The sequence below is a fragment of the Pyxidicoccus sp. M15 genome (assembly GCF_056858435.1).
In genome coordinates this window covers 1,734,321-1,752,603 of the sequence record NZ_CM166495.1, presented here as the reverse complement: position 1 = coordinate 1,752,603, position 18,283 = coordinate 1,734,321, and the positions used below count along the sequence as shown (strand labels likewise).

14 protein-coding genes are annotated in these 18,283 nt (G+C 71.6%); 4 read left to right on the top strand and 10 right to left on the bottom strand.

Annotated features, from left to right (window positions below; all coding sequences use genetic code 11):
- Positions 1 to 94 precede the first annotated feature (94 nt).
- Positions 95 to 385, top strand: coding sequence for a hypothetical protein (locus tag ACX9TP_RS06930; protein ID WP_482982126.1), 291 nt, complete (start codon positions 95 to 97; stop codon positions 383 to 385).
- Between the two features lie 40 nt (positions 386 to 425).
- On the opposite strand, the gene ACX9TP_RS06925 is transcribed toward ACX9TP_RS06930, so the two are convergent.
- From ACX9TP_RS06925 to ACX9TP_RS06915, 3 genes are all read right to left on the bottom strand, one after another.
- Complete coding sequence (locus tag ACX9TP_RS06925; RefSeq protein ID WP_482978930.1) at positions 426 to 1,592, bottom strand: acyltransferase family protein; 1,167 nt, start codon at positions 1,590 to 1,592, stop codon at positions 426 to 428.
- On the bottom strand, positions 1,589 to 2,887 hold the full coding sequence (locus ACX9TP_RS06920) for a UDP-glucose dehydrogenase family protein (RefSeq protein ID WP_482978929.1): 1,299 nt from the start codon (positions 2,885 to 2,887) through the stop codon (positions 1,589 to 1,591). Before ACX9TP_RS06920 ends, ACX9TP_RS06925 begins: the two co-directional genes overlap by 4 nt.
- A gap of 102 nt (positions 2,888 to 2,989) precedes the next feature.
- Positions 2,990 to 3,958, bottom strand: a complete 969-nt coding sequence (locus tag ACX9TP_RS06915) for a nucleotidyltransferase family protein (RefSeq protein ID WP_482978928.1) — start codon at positions 3,956 to 3,958, stop codon at positions 2,990 to 2,992.
- A 196-nt stretch (positions 3,959 to 4,154) separates the two neighbouring features.
- Between ACX9TP_RS06915 and ACX9TP_RS06910 the strand changes: the two genes are divergently transcribed.
- Complete coding sequence (locus ACX9TP_RS06910) at positions 4,155 to 6,935, top strand: FG-GAP-like repeat-containing protein (protein ID WP_482978927.1); 2,781 nt, start codon at positions 4,155 to 4,157, stop codon at positions 6,933 to 6,935.
- A gap of 172 nt (positions 6,936 to 7,107) precedes the next feature.
- On the opposite strand, the gene ACX9TP_RS06905 is transcribed toward ACX9TP_RS06910, so the two are convergent.
- The 3 genes from ACX9TP_RS06905 to ACX9TP_RS06895 all read right to left on the bottom strand — a co-directional run bounded on the left by ACX9TP_RS06905 (position 7,108) and on the right by ACX9TP_RS06895 (position 10,877).
- The gene (locus ACX9TP_RS06905; RefSeq protein ID WP_482978926.1) at positions 7,108 to 8,127 is read right to left on the bottom strand and encodes a nucleotidyltransferase family protein; all 1,020 of its coding nucleotides are present in this window, start codon (positions 8,125 to 8,127) and stop codon (positions 7,108 to 7,110) included.
- A 5-nt stretch (positions 8,128 to 8,132) separates the two neighbouring features.
- The gene (locus tag ACX9TP_RS06900) at positions 8,133 to 9,617 is read right to left on the bottom strand and encodes an MraY family glycosyltransferase (RefSeq protein ID WP_482978925.1); all 1,485 of its coding nucleotides are present in this window, start codon (positions 9,615 to 9,617) and stop codon (positions 8,133 to 8,135) included.
- 114 nt (positions 9,618 to 9,731) lie between these two features.
- The gene (locus tag ACX9TP_RS06895; RefSeq protein ID WP_482978924.1) at positions 9,732 to 10,877 is read right to left on the bottom strand and encodes a glycosyltransferase family 4 protein; all 1,146 of its coding nucleotides are present in this window, start codon (positions 10,875 to 10,877) and stop codon (positions 9,732 to 9,734) included.
- A gap of 135 nt (positions 10,878 to 11,012) precedes the next feature.
- Between ACX9TP_RS06895 and ACX9TP_RS06890 the strand changes: the two genes are divergently transcribed.
- Positions 11,013 to 12,113 (top strand): acyltransferase family protein, encoded by a 1,101-nt coding sequence (locus ACX9TP_RS06890; protein WP_482978923.1) that lies wholly within the window; start codon positions 11,013 to 11,015, stop codon positions 12,111 to 12,113.
- 99 nt (positions 12,114 to 12,212) lie between these two features.
- On the opposite strand, the gene ACX9TP_RS06885 is transcribed toward ACX9TP_RS06890, so the two are convergent.
- The 3 genes from ACX9TP_RS06885 to ACX9TP_RS06875 all read right to left on the bottom strand — a co-directional run bounded on the left by ACX9TP_RS06885 (position 12,213) and on the right by ACX9TP_RS06875 (position 16,533).
- Positions 12,213 to 14,117: an LTA synthase family protein gene (locus ACX9TP_RS06885; protein ID WP_482978922.1), complete on the bottom strand. Its 1,905-nt coding sequence runs from the start codon at positions 14,115 to 14,117 to the stop codon at positions 12,213 to 12,215.
- A gap of 147 nt (positions 14,118 to 14,264) precedes the next feature.
- Positions 14,265 to 15,347: an acyltransferase family protein gene (locus ACX9TP_RS06880; protein WP_482982125.1), complete on the bottom strand. Its 1,083-nt coding sequence runs from the start codon at positions 15,345 to 15,347 to the stop codon at positions 14,265 to 14,267.
- A 160-nt stretch (positions 15,348 to 15,507) separates the two neighbouring features.
- Entirely contained in the window at positions 15,508 to 16,533 is a 1,026-nt protein-coding gene (locus ACX9TP_RS06875; RefSeq protein WP_482978921.1) for an ROK family protein, read from the bottom strand.
- 245 nt (positions 16,534 to 16,778) lie between these two features.
- Here ACX9TP_RS06875 and ACX9TP_RS06870 point away from each other — a divergent pair, with 245 nt between their 5' ends.
- Positions 16,779 to 17,336, top strand: coding sequence for a DUF2780 domain-containing protein (locus tag ACX9TP_RS06870; protein ID WP_482978920.1), 558 nt, complete (start codon positions 16,779 to 16,781; stop codon positions 17,334 to 17,336).
- Positions 17,337 to 17,362: 26 nt separating this feature from the next.
- On the opposite strand, the gene ACX9TP_RS06865 is transcribed toward ACX9TP_RS06870, so the two are convergent.
- On the bottom strand, positions 17,363 to 18,280 hold the full coding sequence (locus tag ACX9TP_RS06865; protein WP_482978919.1) for a glycosyltransferase family 2 protein: 918 nt from the start codon (positions 18,278 to 18,280) through the stop codon (positions 17,363 to 17,365).
- Positions 18,281 to 18,283 lie beyond the last annotated feature (3 nt).

Below are 18,283 nucleotides of genomic sequence, written 5' to 3'. Positions count from 1 at the left end.
GGTCCTCCCGGAGGGTGGAGCAGGCGGGCAACCCTAGCATCCGTCCCGGGACGACTGGCCTCGCGGGCTGCTTGCATCCGGGGGTCCTTCTGGCATCTTCGCCGCACCCATGCGCCGCCTCGTCCTCACCGCCGCCCTCCTGTGCTCCACCCTGACCGGCCTCGCCGGCTGCAAGGGCGCCTGCCGCGAGCTGTCGGAGAAGCTCTGCGACTGCTCCACCAACTCCGTGGAGAAGGAGCTGTGCCTCCAGCGCGCCGCCCAGGAGGAGAGCCGCGTGGAGCCCACCGAGGAGGACGAGGCCGTCTGCGAGGGGCTCGTCGAGAGCTGCGACTGCCGCGCAATCGAGACCGAGGACGGCAAGCGCGCCTGCGGCCTGTCGCGCTGACGTTCCTCGCGCGAGGCCGGGGGCCCGCGCGCACGGGGCCTCAGGCCCCCGGCGTCACCGGCCGCGTGGACACGCGGGGCTCCCCGTCCACCCACGGCTGCAGCGCCCCGCGCACCCGCGAGCGCAAGGGCGTCTCCACGTAGCGGTGCACCACCACCGAGGCCAGCACGCTCAGCGTCAGCACCAGCACGGGCGAGTGCAGGTCCACCCACGTCCCCAGCGCCTTGAAGCCCTCCGACAGCGGGTACTGGAGGAGGTAGAGCGCATAGCTGGCCCCGCCCAGGTGCACCAGCACGGGGCGCGACAGCAGCCAGCCCAGGGGCCCGCCTCCGCGCGCCAGCCCGTACACCAGCAGCCCCGACGCGGGCGCCAGCAGCGCGTTGTGCATCAATAGATAGGGAATCCGCGGGCCCGCCGCGCCCGCCGCCACCAGCAGCGCCGCGCCCACCACCGCCAGCACCGCGCCGCTGCCCTTCTTCACCCCGGCCGCGCGCTCGCGCACGAAGCACCAGCCGAGCAGCACCCCGAAGAGGAACTCCGGCAGCCGCATCAGCGGGTTGAACTTGAGGACCGACAGCACCGTCGACCCGCTGGCCGCGTTGACCGGGGGGGCGCCCTCCGGGAGCAGCGCCAGGTACAGCAGCGGCGGCACCAGCCCGAGCACCCACACCGCGCCGAGCAGGACCGGCAGCCGCGAGGGACGCAGGCGCGGCAGCACCCCGAGCGCGAGCGCGGGGAACAGGACGTAGAAGACGGCCTCCACCGCCACGGACCAGGCCGGCGGATTCCAGTACAGCGCCAGCCGGGGCACCCAGGCCTGCACCAGCGCCAGCGTGCTCAGGCCCCCCACCGCCAGCTTCCCGGTGGCCACCGCCCACCCGTTGGCGGCCACGGACATGGCGATGGTGGGGGCCGCCGACAGGAGGAACGTCAGCAGATAGACGGGGTACACCCGGGCCACGCGCGCGGCGAGGAAGGCGCGCGGCTTCGTCTCCATGCGGCCGTCCCGGTCCAGGTAGTTCCAGGCGAGGACGAAGCCCGACAGCACGAAGAAGACACCCACGGCGGAGTAGCCCGCCGCCACCCAGTTGCGAAACCCCTCCGGGGCCGTACCCAGGTACGGCCACGCGAAGTGGAACAGCACCACGTGGAGGGCCGCGAAGAAGCGCAGCCCCGTGAGCGAGTCGAGCGCCCCGCCCCGGCTCATCGGCGGCCGATGCCGTAGTACGTGAAGCCCAGCTCGCGCATGCGCACCGGGTCGTACACGTTGCGGCCGTCGAACACGACGGGCGACTTCATCAGGCCCTTCATGCGCTCGAAGTCCGGGTGGCGGAACTCGTTCCACTCCGTCACGACGAAGAGGCCGTCCACGCCCTCCAGCGCCTCGTAGGGCACCGAGGCGTAGCGGATGCGGTCACCGAAGACGCGCTTCGCGGTGTGCGCGGACACCGGGTCGTGCGCAATCACCTGCGCGCCCTTGCCGATGAGCCCCTCGATGACCTCGATGGAGGGCGCCTCGCGCATGTCGTCCGTCTTCGGCTTGAAGGCCAGGCCCCACACGCCGAACTTCTTCCCCTCCAGCGTGCCGTAGTGCTTCACGGCCTTGTTCACCAGGAGCTTCTTCTGGCGCTCGTTGGTGCGCTCCACGGCGCGCAGCAGGTCCAGCTCCAGGCCGTAGTCACGCGCGGTGGCCACCAGCGCCTTCACGTCCTTGGGGAAGCAGGAGCCGCCGTAGCCCACGCCCGGGAAGAGGAACGGGTAGCCGATGCGCTTGTCCGAGCCCAGGCCCTTGCGCACGAAGTCCACGTCCGCGCCGACCTTCTCGCACAGCGCGGAGATGTCGTTCATGAAGGAGATGCGCGTGGCCAGCATCGCGTTGGCGGCGTACTTCGTCAGCTCCGCCGAGCGCGTGTCCATGTAGATGATGGGGTTCTCGGTGCGCACGAAGGGCGCGTACAGCTCGCCCATCACCTTGCGGCCGCGCTCGGAGTCCACGCCGATGACGACGCGGTCCGGCTTGAGGAAGTCGTCCAGCGCGGCGCCTTCCTTGAGGAACTCGGGGTTGGAGACGACGTCGAACTCGATGCTCGTCACCTTGCGGATGGCCTCGCGCACCTTGTCCGCGGTGCCCACCGGCACGGTGCTCTTGTCCACCACCACCGTGTACTGCTTCATCGCCTTGCCGATCTGCTCGGCGGCGGCCAGCACGTACTGGAGGTCGGCGTCGCCGCTCTCGCCCTCGGGCGTGCCCACGGCGATGAAGACCACCTGCGCGGGGGCCACGGCCTCGGCCAGGTCGCGCGTGAAGAACAGGCGCTTCTCACGCACGTTCTTCTTGATGAGCTCCTCGAGACCCGGCTCGTAGATGGGCACCTCGCCCGCCTGGAGCATGCGGATCTTCCGCTCGTCGATGTCCACGCACGTGACGTCGTTTCCCGAGTCCGCGAAGCAGGTACCCGCGACGAGGCCGACGTAGCCCGTTCCGATGATGGCAATGCGCATTGAAAGAGTCCCAGTTGGGAAGTGTCCGGAGCAGGACTCATACGCCGGGAGGCGCACCGAAAGGAAGCCCGTCCCCCAGGGCTGGAGAGCAGGCAGGCGGACTTACTGTCCTGTGAGAAGTCGGCGCACCCGCTCCAGCCCCTTGAGGGCCGTGTCCCGGCCGGGGGTGCTCACAGGACCCACCACCGTCCTGTCGAGCAATTCACGCGTGGCCCGGCGCAGCGGAGGGAAGGCGGCGGTGGCGTCCGCGGCGGCCTCCGGGAAGAGCCGCGCGACGAGGGACAGGGAGGTGTACAGGGCGCGCTCCAGGCGCCACTCCGCGGCCCGGGACAGCAGCGCGCCCACGTCCACCGGGCGCGAGTACGGGCCGCCCATGGCCTTCGCCCCGGTGACGAGCTCGCGCAGGTCCAGGAAGGACAGCCAGGGTACCTCGTAGCCCTGACGCGCCTGCTCCAGCACGGCCAGCAGCAGCGCGTCCTCCAGGTCCGCGCGGAACACGGACGGGCCGTACATCTTCATGGGCCGGGCCCGCTCGATGATGCCCGCGGCCTGCTCCCTGCGCTGCGAGCCCAGCACGTCCGCGTAGAGGAGCATGAGGGTGCGCCCGTCGGACACCACCTTGGTGGCGCCGGTGCCGGCGGCGTCCTCGGGCTTGAACTCGTGGTTGGAGAGGAAGCCCGCGAAGCCGTCCACGTCCAGCCGCCGCATCAGCAGTTGCAGTTCCGTCACCGGGCGGAAGGCGACGTGGGGGTACAGGGAGTCGGCGAAGGCGGCGCCGCCGAACAGCACCAGCTTGCGGCCCTGAAGGTCGTCCACCATCTGCTTGAAGTTGACGAGCTTCATCACGTTGTCGTTGGCCGAGCCCTGGTAGATGGCCAGGAGCCTGTCGCGCACCCACTCCGGCACGGCGGCGCCGCCCAGCCGGTACTGGAGGTTGTACGCGGCCAGGGGGGCCAGTCCCTGGGCGATGGCCCAGTCCACGTACGCCTCCCACGGTGCCCCCCGCAGCGAGACGCGCGGCGGGTCGAAGGAAGCGAGGACGCGGAAGGTGTCGAGAAGGCTGGGCGGCATGGGGGCCCCCTTTAACGGGCCGGACGCGTGGGCCGCAACGCCCGCTTTCTGTCGGCGGCCGGACATAAACCCGCGCGAATGGTGCCCCGCGGACAGGGCCTGACCCTTCAGGGTGGGTCCGGGGGACGGAGTGAATGAATACCTGGGCCCCTCGGTACGTCGCGGGCCGGGCAGGCAGCCGAGGGAGGTTTGTCACATGAGGCAGCAGGGCTGGACGGACAGGCGGGCGGGCCGGTGGTGTGTCTTGGGAACGCTCGGACTGGTGGCGTGCAGCGGCACGGCCTCGGAGGCGCCCGCGGCGCAGGGCTCCACGGCGGTGGTGGAGGTGGAGACGGAGACGGAGGCCCGCTGCGAGGTGCGCCCCCCGTTCGAGCCGCACTTCGAGCCCGAGGTGGAGTGGGCCTGGACGGACAGCCCCCTGGTGCCCACGCACACCAACGTGGAGAGCACGCCCATCGTCGTGGACGTCAGCGGCGACGGCATACCGGACGTGGTGTTCAACAGCTTCGAGGGCTGGAACTTCAAGACCAATGGCGTGCTGCGCGCCATCAGCGGGGCGGACGGCACCGACTTGTGGGCGGTGACGGACCCGGCGCTCCGGACGCGGGGCGCGGCGAACGTCGCGGCGGGGGACATCGACGGCGACGGCAAGGTGGAGCTGTGCACCGTGCCGGAGAGCGCGCTGGGCATCATCTGCTTCGAGAACACGGGCGCCTTCAAGTTCCGCGCGGACGGGCCCCGGCTGGACTGGGGTGGCGTGTCGCTGGCGGACCTGGAGGGGGACGGGACGGTGGAAATCGTCGCCGGCAACCACGTCTACGACAGCACGGGCGTCCTGAAGTGGGTGGGCAGCGACGGCCTGGGGGGCCCGCCGAATGACACGGGCCCGCTGTCCTTCGCGGTGGACCTGGACGGGGACGGGAAGCAGGAGGTGGTGAATGGCCGCAGCATCTACCGGCATGACGGCACGCTGAAGTGCCGGGCCGAGTCGCTGGGCCACGGCTTCGCGGGTGTGGGCAACTTCGACGCGGACGCCGCGGGCGAGGTGGTGGTGGTGTGGAGCACCCACGTGTCGCTGATGGAGGCCGACTGCACCGTGCGCTGGACGGTGGAGCACCTGGGCCTCGGCACGGGCGGGCCGCCCAACATCGCGGACTTCGACGCGGACGGGCAGCCGGAAATCGGCGTGGCCGGCATGGCCTGGTACTCCGTCTTCGAGGCGGACGGCTCGGTGAAGTGGCTGACGCCGATACAGGACACCAGCTCCAACCGCACGGGCTCGACCACCTTCGACTTCGAGGGCGATGGCCGCACGGAAGTGGTCTACGCGGACGAGACGGCCCTGCGCATCTACGACGGCGCCACCGGCGAGGTGCGCTTCCAGGCGCCGCACAGCTCCTGCACCGCGTATGAGAACCCGGTGGTCGCGGACGTGGACGGCGACGGCAACGCCGAAATCGTGGTGGCGCAGAACACCGCGTGTGACTTCGGCCCGTTCCACGGCATCCGCGTGTTCAGGGACAAGAAGGATGGCTGGGTGAACACGCGGCGCATCTGGAACCAGCATGCGTACTCCGTCACCAACGTGGAGGATGACGGCTCCATCCCCGCGCACCCGGTGACCAACTGGCTGACGCCGGGGCTCAACACGTTCCGCACGAACAGCCAGGGGGCGGGCTCGGTGGAGCCCTTCGCCGCGCCCGACCTGGTGGTGGAGGCGGTGAGCGCCACATGTGACAGCGAGGGCGTCGTGAAGCTGGGCGCGCGCGTGAGGAACGCGGGAGATGCGCCGGCCTCGACGGGAGTCCGGGTGTCCTTCTACCGGGGGCCCGCGGGCGGTAGCGGCACGCTGCTGGGCGTGGCCACGCTGGCGGACAAGGTGGACGCGGGCGGCGAGGCGTGGGCGGAGCTGGAGCTCGGCACCGCGCCCGGGGGACGGGGTGAGGTGTCCGCGGTGGTGGATGACGACGGCACCGGGACGGGACGCGAGCTGGAGTGCCGCGAGGACAACAACACCGGCTCGGCGCTGGTGGCGCTGGAGTGCGGCGGAGAGGGCAACGTGCCGCCGGTGGCGGTGTGCCGTGATGTGACGGTGAGCGCGGACGCCATGTGCCGGGCCTCGGCCAGTGTGGACGATGGGAGCCATGACCCGGACGGACAGCCGGGCCCCTTCACGGTGACGCAGGCGGCGCCGGGACCGTTTGGACTGGGGAGCCGCGAGGTGACGCTGACGGCGTCGGACGGTGCGGAGAGCGCGGTGTGCACGGGCACGGTGACGGTGGTGGACACGACGATGCCGAGCATCGTGTGTCCGGCGCCGCAGGTGCTGGAGTGTGTATCGGGCGGGGCACGGGCCACGTATTCGGCGCAGGCGGCGGACAACTGCGGCCCGGTGTCGGTGACGTGCACGCCGCCGACGGGCGCCGTCTTCCCGCTGGGGCGGACGGTGGTGGACTGCAATGCGGTGGATGGCGCGGGCAATGCGTGCGGGTGCGCCTTCACCGTGTCGGTGCGGGACACGCGGCCCCCGGTGCTGGGGAGCTCGCTGGGGATGAAGCTGTGGCCGGTGGACCACCAGTACCGCACGGTGACGCTGGCCGAGTGCGCGGGCCCGGCGACGGACGCGTGCATGGGCAAGCTGCCGCTGGAGCAGTACGGCCGGATTGTCCGGGTGACGTCGGATGAGTCGGAGGACGTCGGCGGGACGTGTGACGGCGACACGTGCGACGACATGGACGTGCGGGTGAATGCGACGTCGGTGCAGCTGCGCGCCGAGCGCGACGACACGGGCGACGGCCGTGTGTACACGGTGCACTACGTGGTGGAGGACCCGTCCGGCAACAAGGCGGAGGGGAACTGCACCGTGGGCGTCCCGCGTGACTCGTACGGACGGCAGACGCCGCAGGACAGCGGGCCTGAGTACTGTGTGGGACAGGGGTGCCCGTACGGCACGGGTGGCAGCTACCTGTGTCCGTGAGGTGGTAGTGCGGGGTGCTCACGGGCACGGCTGTGAGTCATCCGTGCGGCTGTAGAGCTTCGCCCTGAGCGGTGTTGCTGGAGTCTCCCGAGGCGGTCCGAAAGGATGGCGGCCTCGGGAGAGGCTCCATGCGACGTCCTCCGCTGGGAACGCCGCTTCCTCGACTGACCCCTCAGCGCGCGGCCCGCACGGCGTTCCCCACCCGCCGCAGCGCATACCGCGCCATGGCCCCCGCCCGAGGCGCCAGCAGCAGCTTCGCCGCCACCCACGCCGGCTTGCTGCGCGCCAGCTCCGCGCCCAGCAACCGCGCGTCCGAGAAGAACCGCCCCGCCAGCACCCGCTGCCACCGGGGCGGCGCCAGCGCCTCCAGCACCTCACCCGGCACCGGCGCGTCCAGCAACCTCCGCGCCGCCTCCCAGCCGTACCACGCCAGGTGCGGGAGCGCCGTCCCCCGCGCGCCCTCCACCACGCCCCGCCAGTCCAACCCCTTCAGCGCCAGCAGCTTCAAATCGAAGACCCACGCCAGCCGCTGCAACAGGTGGTTGCTCGCATGCAGCGACAGGTACACCGCCTCATCCTCCGGCCGCAGCCACCGCACGCGCCGGCCGTCCACCTCGCCCTCCACCGCCCGCGCCATCAGCGCGTCCCCTTCCAGCGCCTCGCCCCACCCCGCCAGCGCGCGGAAGTGCAGCTCCACCAGCCCCGCCGGCCCCACCAACTCCAGATGGTGCGAGTCCTCCTCGCCATGCCGCGCACCGTCCTCCGCCCGCACCGTCAACCCCAGCCCCGTGAGCGCCCGCACCGCCGCGTCCACGTCGCCGCGCGCCACCAGCAGGTCCACGTCCGTCGTCGCACGCTGCAGCGGGTCCGGGTACAGCCGCTGCGCCAGCCCGTACCCCTTGAGCAGCACCGGCACCTGCCCCGCGGAGGCCAGCGCCTCCAGGCAGCGCGTGAGCAGCACCTTCACCCGCATCACCCGCGCCGCGCCCAGCAGCGACTCGCGCCGCAGCAGCGCCCGGGCCTCCGCGGGCAGCACCCACCCGGCCCGCGCCACCGCGTGCTCCACGAAGCCCGCGAGCCCATGGTGCACCGCCGCGCGCACCAGCCCGTCGGCCTCCGCGCCCACCGGGGCTTCACGTGAAGGGGGCTGGGGCCAGGAGCGCAGCAGCGCCCCCAGGGCGCGCGCGTCCACCGCCGTCACCGCCGCAGCGCGATGACGCGCGCGGGCGCCACTTCCACCGGCGCGTGCAGCCGAACGGCGCGCTCGGCCACCGCGTCCGCCACCACCTCCAGCGCCAATTCCTCATCGCGGTTGATGGCCGACCGCCCGTCGCGCCACACCAGCAGCAGCGCCCCGAGCACCTCATCGTCGTCCTTCACGTCGATGCGCACCTCGAGCGGCAGCGCGGTGCCCGACGCGCGCTGCGTCTCGAAGACGATGCCGTCCGTCTGCCCTCCGGACACGCGCTGGAAGCGCAGCTCCTGCCGCGCCACGTCCAGCGCCTCCGCCAGCGGCCGCAGCGCATTCCACACGTCCTGCAGCGACGCGGCCGCGCGCACCGAGCGGGTGACGTCCTTCACCAGCGTGCGCAGCCGGATGTTGCGCTGCCGTACCTGCTGCACGTCCGACGCGCGCCGCAGGTCCAGGTAGCCCAGCTTGCGCATCATCACGATGATGACCACGCCCATGCCACACAGCAGCATGGCGCTCTGCGCGCTGTTGGCGAAGTTCAGCCCCAGCGCCGTCAGGGTGAACAGGCCGCACAGGCCGTAGAGCACCAGCACCGTGGAGCGGTGGCTGAGCACCATGCGGCTCATCACCCGGTGGTGGATGTGCTCCTTGTCCGCGCTGAACATCGGCCGGCCCAGCATCGAGCGGCGCACCATGGCCAGCAGCGTGTCCATGATGGGCAGCCCCAGCGCCATCACCGGCACCAGCATGGCCACCGTCGTCCCGCTCTTCGTGCTCGTCTTGATGGCCACCGCCGCCAGGACGAAGCCCAGGAACATGCTCCCCGTGTCCCCCATGAAGATGGAGGCCGGGTTGAAGTTGAACACCAGGAACCCGAGGATGGCGCCCGCCAGCGCCGCCATCAGCAGGCACAGCAGGATGTCCCCTCGGGACAGCGCGAGGATGAAGTTGGTGCTCACCCCGAAGAAGGCCACTCCGCCCGCCAGCCCATCCAGCCCGTCGATGAGGTTGAGCGCGTTCACCACGCCCACCATCCACAGCACCGTGAAGGGCATGCTCAGCGCGCCCAGGGACAGCTCCGGGCCGAACGGGTTGGCGATGACGTCGATGCGGAAGCCCATCGCGTACAGGCCCAGCGCCACCGCGAACTGCACCCCGAACTTCAGCCGCGCGCCCGCGCCCTTCAGGTCGTCATACAGGCCCAGCGCCGCAATCACCGCGCCGCCGATGAAGAGGCCCGCCACCAGCTCGTGGTGGGAGCGGAAGTGGTGCCCCACGCCCGAGTCCACCAGGAACAGCGCGCACAGCGGCGCGAAGAAGCCGCCGACGATGCCAATGCCTCCCAGACGCGGGATGGGACGGACGTGCACCTTCCGACTGGAATTGGCCTGGTCCAGCCACCCCCACGCCACGGCCCGGTTGCGCACGAGCAACGTGAGCACCAGGGCAACCATCAGGGAGACGAGGAACGCGACGAAGAGGGTGATCATTCGGTTGAGCCACTCACCACTGTGACGGCCCCTGGCCTGGCGCGTCAATGCACTCAAGTGTGAGATAACGAATGGACCCCACGGCTGCTCCTCCAGCCACCAACCAGGCGGAATTCATGGCTTTCTTTGGTTGCGGAGAAGCGTCTCGTAGAGCGAGAGGGTGCGAGCGGCGATGTCTCGCCACGTAAGACTTCGCACCTCGGACTGCGCTGCCTGACGCAGTGACTGCAATTGTTCACGGTTCTCCGCGAACGCGCGCAGTGCACCCACCAGACCCGACACGTCGCCAATGGGGATGAGCAGGCCTGTCTGCCCATTCCTCACCACCTGCGGTGCCACGCCCACTGGCGACGACACCGGTGCCAGGCCGCAGGCCATGGCCTCCACCAGCGCCATGCCAAAGCCTTCCGAGTGGCTGGGAAAGAGGAGGACCTCTTCGGACTCCAGCAGCCGTGGCAACTCGGTGCGCGGATAGCGGGGCACCACGCGCAGCCGCTCCCGCACCTGCGCGGGGAAGGCCGCGAGCACCTCGTCCTCCTTCGCGCCCGTGCCGTACAGCGACAGCGAGAAGGCGACGCCCTCCGCGTGCAGCCGGGTGGCGACGGCCACCATCTCGTCGCGGCCCTTCAGCGGCAGCCAGCTGCCCACGCACGCCACGCGCAGCGGCGCGCCAGGGGCGGAAGGCCGGGGCGGCGGCAGCCCGTGGAAGGGCGCATCCAGTCCGTGCGGGATGACACTGAGGTGGCCTGGGGGCACGCCCAGGCGCTCGCGCGCGTACGCGGCGTCGAGCGTGTTGAGGAGCACCGCGTGGTCCGCCAGCAGCAGCGACTGGCGCACCTCCCAGAGGCGGAAGCCCCCATGGTAGAGCGGGTACTTCCAGCTCAGGTGAAGATGGCCCTCACGCGCGGACGCGCGCAGCCGCTCGGAGAAGGTGTGCTCCAGGCCGTGGCTGCGCGTCACCAGCGCATGGCGCGCACGCGCGCCGGGCCGGCCCAGGCGCGCCCAGGCCCACGCATCCCCGGTGGTGATGTCGAGGACGTCGTATCCGCGGGCCTCGCGCGTCAGGTGCGCGGCGACCTTCCACGGGAAGCGCACGCCGTGCAGCGAGCCGTGCTCGCGCGTGTCCGGGAACGCCTCGTGGTAGCTGTAGTAGTCCACCTCGCAGCCCAGCGCCGCCAGCGCCTGTCCCAGCGCGAGCGTCACGCCCGGGGCGCCCAGGTTCGGGTCCAGCGGATGGTGGATGCCGAGGAGGACTCGCATGCGAAGGCGTGCCTTCTAGGCCATCGCGCCGAGGAATGGCGACCTCTTCGTTCCCTCCATCCCTGCGGACGGCCGCCTCCCTGGTCGCTATTGACGCGCTGGCCCCCCGGACGACAATGGGCGGCCCGCCCCTTCATGTCCCCTTCCTCCCGACCGACGCTGCAGGCGTGCCTCGAAGGCCGCCGCAACAACCTCGACTTCCTCCGCTTCGCGGCGGCGGCGGGCGTCATCGTCAGCCACGCCTTCCCGCTGGGCGAGGGCCGCGGCACGGTGGAGCCCCTGGACGTCTTCACCCGCGGCCAGCTCTCGCTGGGACGGCTGTGCGTGGCGGTGTTCCTGGTCATCAGCGGCGTGCTCATCACCCGGAGCTGGGAGCGCACGCCGGACCTGGCGCGCTTCACCTGGGCGCGCGTGCTGCGCATCTTCCCGGGCCTGGGGGTGATGCTGGTGCTGACCACCCTGGTGCTCGGCCCGGCCTTCACCACGCTGCCGCTGCGCGACTACTTCACCGCGGCGGACACGCACCTGTACTGGCTGCGCAACTTCACCCTCGCCTTCCCGCAGTGGAACCTGCCCGGCGTCTTCGAGACCAACGTGTACTCGAACGCCGTCAACGGCTCGCTGTGGACGCTGAAGTACGAGGTGGGCTTCTACCTGCTGACGCTGGCGCTGGGGCTGTCGGGCCTGCTGCGCAAGGGCATGGTGGCCTTCGGCTGGGTGGGCGCGGCGGTGGCGACGTTCGTCACCGGGCGGCTGGGCTTCTGGCCGGAGCTCTACCTGTACTTCGGTGGCGGCGTGGCCCTGTACCTGTGGCGCGACCGGGTGCGGATGAGCCCGTGGCTGGCGCTGGCGTGCACGGCGGGGTGGCTCGTCATGGCGCGCCTCGGGTACGGCCGCATCGGCACCGGCCTGTTCGGCGCGTACGTGGTGCTGTACCTCGCCTACCTGCCGGCGGGCGCGCTGGCGGGCTTCGGCCGCTGGGGTGACTTCTCGTATGGCGTCTACGTCTACGCCTTCCCCGTGCAGCAGGTGGTGAGCGCGCTGTACGGCGCGAGCATGCCGTGGTGGCTGAACGCGGCGGTGTCCCTTCCCGCGGTGGTGGCGCTGTCCGCGCTGTCCTGGCACCTGGTGGAGAAGCCCGCGCTGAAGCTCAAGGACCGGCCTCCCGCGCTGCTCCAGCGGCTCCGGCTTCCGGGGCTCCAGCCCGCCGCGCCCCAGCCGCCGGGCTCGCACTGAGCGCCCCGCTCCCCTCCAGCCTGTCGTGCCGAAGTCGCGCTGAGCACCCGCTCACATCACTTCAGCCTGTGTCGCGCCGAGGTCGCGCAGAGCGCCTGCTCACTTCCCGCCGGCCAGCTGCTCCCCATGCGCCGCCGGAAGCACGCTGTAGCGCTCGCCCACCAGCCGGTCATACGTGAGCAGGCGGTAGCGCCGCAGCCACTCAGCCGACGAGCCCGGTGCCGGTGACACGGCGTCCCGCTCCGTCAGCGGCAGGTACTCGCCCGCCGCGCTCTTGAGCAGGTCACCCCGCACCACGGGGACCGCTCGGGACAGCCCTTCCAGGAAGGCGAAGAAGCCGTGGGGCTTCATCCCGGCCGCCTCGAGGATGCGCGGCGCGAGCTGCCCCATGCTCAGGTGCACGTCCTGCTTCGGCATCGCGAAGTTCGACCAGAGGAGCACCGGCACCTCGGCCATGCGCTCGCGCTGCGCGTCCGTCCACGGCTCCTTCAGGAACCCCGCCTCCCGGTAGAGGGAGTAGTTGGGCCCGAGCATGGGCAGGTGGTCGCCGAAGACGACCAGCAGCGTCTTGCGCGGCCTCGACTCCAGCACCCGCACCAGCCGCTCCAGAGCGCGGTCCGTCTGGCGGACCTTGTGCGCGAAGTTCGTCAGCAGGAGCGCGTTGTCGGGCGACAGCTTCCCCAGCACCTGCACCTCCTCCTTGCCGGTGAGCGGGAGGCTGTAGGGGCCGTGCGTCGACATGGTGATGGCCATGATGAACCGCGACCGGCGCTCATCCGCGAGCTGCGCGAGGATGCGGTCCACGAGCGCATCGTCCGACACCCAGGGCCCCTCCAGCTTCGCGTCCGCGAAGTCGGAGAGGGACTGGAACTCGTCGAAGCCGAGCAGCGGGTACACCACGTCGCGGCTCCAGTACCAGGCATGGAAGGGATGGATGGCGGCCGTGTGGTAGCCGGCATCGCGGAACAGCGAGGGCAGCGCCTCCACGGGCTTCATCACGTAGTGCTGGTAGGGGAAGGAGCCGTCGGGGGCGAACGACGCCGACATGCCCGTCAGCAGCTCGAACTCGGCGTTGGCCGTGCCACCGCCGAACGTCGGGCTGATGAGGTGGCCGGAGCTGTGCCTGGCCATGAGGCCACGAAGGAAGGGCAGCGGGTCCGTGCTCAGGGGCACGCCGAGCTGCGTCGGGTCCCAGAGCGACTCGGCCATGTAGATGATGACGTCGACCGGCTCCGGAGGCCGGGCGGGGGGCTCCGCGTCACGCCCCAGGGCGGTGCGCACCCCTTGCGCCGAGTACGCGCCCCCCGGCTCCAGGCGCAGGCCCTCCCAGTTCCAGAGCAGCATGAGCGGCAGCCCGTTGATCTGGAAGTTGGAGCGCTGGTCCCACACCTGGTGCATGACGCCAAAGCGCATGAACGCCTTCGGCAGCAGCGGCACGTGCGCGTAGAAGGTGATGGCGAGCAGGTACACCAGCGACGCCGCGGCGAGGCCCGCACGCGCGAGCCTGGGCAGCGGGAAGCGGGGCTGGCCGCGCCGCACGGCACGCACCCCGGCCACGAAGGCGGCCAGCACGAGCAGGCCCGCGAGGATGGCGAGGAACGTCCCGGCGCCCGGCAGGAGCGTGGGCGCGAGCGACGTCACCTGCCGCCACTCGAGGAAGTCCCACGGCAGCAGCGGCCGGCCGATGAGCTGGAGCTTCCGGATGTGGACCGAGGACGTGAAGAGCAGGCCCGCGCCCACCAGCGTCAGCGCGACGCCGAGCCGGTTCGTCGCCGTCCACAGCAGGCCCGCCACCGCGGTGATGACGCCCACGCTGATGGCCATGGACCACGGGTTGCGCTCATGGATGCCCTGGAGACCCGCGGGGGAGAACGCCGCGATGGTCAGCTCCGTCGCGGCCACGAGCCCGGCGGCGGCCAGGATGACGGCGACGCAGGGCCAGAAGACGGAAGGCGACTTCTTCGCGAAGAAGAGCGACGGGGGGCTGTGGGGGCGGCGGCTCAACTCTGGCAACTCCAAGAGACAGTCAGGCGAAATCCCGCCAGCGCGCGAGCCTATATCCTCGCGAGGCTCTGGCTCCACGAAGCAAAGCGACGGCAATGGCTTTCACCGGCCCCCCAGTCGCCTGGCTGCTGTCGCGGCTGGCGACCTTCACGGGCCCGCGGGCTTGTCGGCCGGCACGGGCGCCAGCCTCTGCTCCAGGGCGCGGTCCTCGAAGCGCGCGAGCAGCCGGTCCCTCCACTTGAGGCCGGGCAGCTCTACCGTGACGTACGTCACCCAGGCCACCGCCAGCGTGGCGCCCAGGTAGACGAGCAGGTCCAGGGGCCACGAGCCCAGGGACACGTGCGTGCGCTCGAGCACCCGCACCACGAAGCCGTGCCACAGGTACGCGCCATAGGAGAGCACCGCCACCTGGTAGATGCCCCAGCGCGGCCCGGCGGGGAGCTGCATCGACTCGGTGCCCACCAGCAGCAGCCCGAAGCCCACCGACAGGCCCGTGAAGACCCACAGCGCGCCCACCCCCGCCAGCATGGGGCCACACACGCCCACGGTGACGGCCAGCACGACGGCGCCCAGGACACCACAGGCCGCGCGCCATGAAGCCGCCCACCGCTGCCAGACGGGCGCGGTCTTCGCCAGGAACACGCCCACCGCGAGCCCGTCCAGGTGGTGCAGCGTGGGCCAGGACAGGAGCGCGGGGAGCTGTGCGAGCGGCAGCCCCGCCGGGAGCTCCCTCCAGGTCAGCCAGCGAGCGGCGAAGCTCAGGGCGATGGGCAGGCACCACACCCAGGCGGGCCACTGCCGCCCCCGCAGCCCGAAGGCCAGCAGGGGGAGCACCAGGTAGAAGTGCTCCTCCACGCACAAAGACCAGCTCTGCACGAAGTCGCTCAGCCCGGTGAAGTTCTGGAGGAAGAGCGCGTAGTGCCAGCCCCCGCCGACGAAGGGCGTGCCGAAGGCCCACGGCTTGAGCGCGTAGAGCGCGAGCACGACGTAGTAGAGCGGCAGCGTGCGGCCCCAGCGCTTGAGCCAGAAGGTGCGCAGCTCCGCCACCCCACCCTGCTCCGCCTGCCGGCCGAACACCTGCCGGCCCACGAGGTAGCCGGAGAGGACGAAGAACAGGTCCACCCCCATCCACCCGTGCGCGAAGGCCGCCCGCAGGGCCATGGGCAGCGCGTCGTGGACGACGGCCGGCGCATGGAAGACGAGCACCGCCAGGATGGCCACGGCCCGCATCACATCCAGGCCATCCCTGCGCGGAGCTGTCGGTTGAGCCGGTGAGGACATGAGGTGGGGGCCCGGGGCAGCGGGCGCGCCATTGTCTTCCACGGCCTCTCGCGGTCAACAGCGACCAGCCGGGCATCCGGCCGGAGGAGCGACTGCGCGCTTCAGGTCCTCACTTCATCGGAGGCTGGGAAAGCAGCGCGGCGCCAATGGCCCCGGACAGCTCGCCCAGCTCGACCACCAGCACCGGGGGTTGCCGCTCGGGGACGAAGATGTGTGGGCGCATCGCATCGTGGATGCGCCCGGCATAGGCGGGCCCCAGCCGCGTGCCCAGCCCTCCGCCGAGGATGACGGCCTCCACGTCCAGCAGGTTGATGGCGGAAGCCACCCCCGCGCCGAGCATCCGCACGGCCCGGTCGATGAGCCACGTCGCCACCCCGTCCTCCTCCGCGAGCGCCTTGTCCCAGATGCTGCTCGTCAGGCGCGGACGTCCCTTCTTGCGCATCAGGTCGAAGAGCATCGTCTTCTCGCCACTGCGCTCGGCCTTGCGCGCCCTGCGCTCCATGGAGGCGCGACCCGCGTAGGCCTCCATGCAGCCGCGCCGGCCACAGCCGCACCGCGCGCCGCCCGGCTTCACCACCACGTGGCCAATCTCTCCCGCCGCGCCGCGCCCCCGCCAGGGGACGCCGTCCAGCACCATCCCGCCGCCCACGCCGGTGCCCCACCACACGCCCAGCACCGAGCGGTACGGCCGGCCAGCGCCCAGGCGGTACTCCGCCGCCACGGCCACCTGCACGTCATTGCCGAGCAGCACCCGGCCCCCCACGAGGTCGCCCAGGTCGGCGGCCACGGGGTACGGCTCCCTCCAGCCCTTGCCCACGTTGCTGACGTGCCCCAGCGTGCCGTCGTTGGCGTTCACCGAGCCGGGCGCCCCCACACCCACGCCCGCGAGCTGCTGCGGGGTGGTGCCCGCCAGGCGCGTGGCTTCCAGCAGCGCGCCATACATCGCCTGCACCACGTCCTGCACGGAGCCGTCCCCCGGCGTCGGGTGCCGGGCCCGTCCGAGGACGGCGCCCGCCGTGTCGATGACCACGGCCTCTATCTTCGTCCCCCCCAGGTCGATGCCTCCCCACGCCCTCGACGTGTCGTGGGACGGCTCCTTCGTCGCCTCGACGCCCACCGAGGTCGCCTCGTCCATCGCTCACCTCCTGCTTCGGCTGACTGACTCGCACGAAGATGCGCAGTCCCATGCCGGGACGGCTGGGAGCGCCCGGTGGGCAGGAGGGCAGCCGCCCTGGGGACGCGGGAGGCCATGACAGGCGCTGGGCTCCCCGTGTCCTTTCTCAACGCTTCCGCGTCAGTCATTGCGTGGCCGGGGGCGATTCTCGCTAAAAGGCACCTTCCAGGCGGACGCAGGCCTCGTCACACGGAAGGAGCCACGGGATGGACCTCATCGGACAGCTCTCGCAGCAGCTCGGAGTGAACGGTACGCAGGCACAGGGAGTGGCGGGCTCCCTGCTCAAGCTGGTGCAGGGCACGGTGAAGGAGAAGCTGGGCCCGGACGCCGCGAACCAGATGGGCAGCGCCATCCCGGAGATGGACTCCTGGCAGCAGGCCGCGGGCGCGGCGGCTCCCGCGCAGCAGCAGGGCGGCGGCGGGCTCATGGGCGCCCTCGGTGGGCTCGTGGCGGGCAACGACGGCGGAGGCGGCGGAGGTGGCGGTGGCGGCATGGGCGCCATGCTGGGCGCGCTCGGCGGCGCGGCGGCGCAGGCCGGTGAGGTGGCCGCCGTCGTCTCGCTGCTGGGCCGCTTCAACATCGACTCGAGCAAGGCAACGCTCGTGGCCCCGCTGCTCCTCAACTTCCTCAAGTCGCGGCTGGACCCGGGGCTCGTCGGGAAGATTCTCTCGGTGGTGCCCATGCTGGCCGGCGCGGGCGGCGGTGGCGGCAACACCCCGGGCGGCGGCGGCCTGGGCGGGATGCTCGGCGGACTGCTGGGCTGAGGCCGCTGGAGACGGCCCGCGCCCTTTCAGCGCCCCGTCATGCGCTGGCGCACGGTGGTCGCCACCGCCCACGGCGGAAAGCCCAGCACGTAGCGCCAGCGCGGTGCGGCCAGGTGGAAGGGCAGCCCGCGCCGGTACAGCGCCAGCGCCAGGTCCACCCGCCGCAGCGACAGGAGCCACTGCGACACGTGGCGCAGGTTGTAGAGGAGCATCTCCAGCCGCTCGCGCCTGCGGGCGGCGCCTCCCGGGTAGCGCCCCTGCCGCTCCTGCTCCAACTGGTACAGCGTGCCCTGGAAGCTCAGCTCCAGCGCGGTGGACGACGAGCCCCCGTGCTGGCGGTAGCCCACCGTCACCGGCGCGCGCACCCACGCGAAGCCCGGCTCCGTGCCCAGCCGGTAGAGCAAGTCGTAGTCCTCGCCGTTGATGCGCAGCGGGGTGAAGCCGCCCACCCGCCGCAGCGCCTCCGTGCGCACCGCCACCACGCACGCCGTGCGCGGCGTCCGGTCCTCCGCGCTGGCCAGGTAGTCCGCGAAGCGCACCACCCTGGGAGGCTCGCGCGTCACGCCGGCCAGTTCCTCGCGCCGCGTGAAGGACGCCGCCGTGCCCATCACCACCGAGGGCCCGCCCTGCTCGCGCAGCACCTGCCGGTACGTGGCCAGCGTCCACGGGAACCACAGGTCGTCACTGTCGAGGAAGACGACGTACTCGCCCCGGGCCTCCTGGATGCCCAGGTTGCGCGCCGCGCCCGGGCCCGCGTTGCGCTGCTGGAACACGCGCACCCGCTCGCCGTACCGGGCCAGCGTCTCCAGCGTGTCGTCGGAGGACCCGTCGTCCACGACGAGCACCTCGTAGTCCGTCTCCTCCTGCGCGAATACCGACGCGAGCGTCTCCTCCAGCAGCCGCGCCCGGTTGTACGTGGGGATGACGATGGAGAAGAGCGGCATGCC

Coding starts and splice junctions, on each gene's coding strand:
- ACX9TP_RS06925 (WP_482978930.1), bottom strand. CDS start 1,592: ATGAGCCGGGGCGGGGCGCTCGACTCGCTCACGGGGCTGCGCTTCTTC.
- ACX9TP_RS06920 (WP_482978929.1), bottom strand. CDS start 2,887: ATGCGCATTGCCATCATCGGAACGGGCTACGTCGGCCTCGTCGCGGGT.
- ACX9TP_RS06915 (WP_482978928.1), bottom strand. CDS start 3,958: ATGCCGCCCAGCCTTCTCGACACCTTCCGCGTCCTCGCTTCCTTCGAC.
- ACX9TP_RS06910 (WP_482978927.1), top strand. CDS start 4,155: ATGAGGCAGCAGGGCTGGACGGACAGGCGGGCGGGCCGGTGGTGTGTC.
- ACX9TP_RS06900 (WP_482978925.1), bottom strand. CDS start 9,617: ATGATCACCCTCTTCGTCGCGTTCCTCGTCTCCCTGATGGTTGCCCTG.
- ACX9TP_RS06895 (WP_482978924.1), bottom strand. CDS start 10,877: ATGCGAGTCCTCCTCGGCATCCACCATCCGCTGGACCCGAACCTGGGC.
- ACX9TP_RS06890 (WP_482978923.1), top strand. CDS start 11,013: ATGTCCCCTTCCTCCCGACCGACGCTGCAGGCGTGCCTCGAAGGCCGC.
- ACX9TP_RS06880 (WP_482982125.1), bottom strand. CDS start 15,347: ATGCGGGCCGTGGCCATCCTGGCGGTGCTCGTCTTCCATGCGCCGGCC.
- ACX9TP_RS06875 (WP_482978921.1), bottom strand. CDS start 16,533: ATGGACGAGGCGACCTCGGTGGGCGTCGAGGCGACGAAGGAGCCGTCC.
- ACX9TP_RS06870 (WP_482978920.1), top strand. CDS start 16,779: ATGGACCTCATCGGACAGCTCTCGCAGCAGCTCGGAGTGAACGGTACG.
- ACX9TP_RS06865 (WP_482978919.1), bottom strand. CDS start 18,280: ATGCCGCTCTTCTCCATCGTCATCCCCACGTACAACCGGGCGCGGCTG.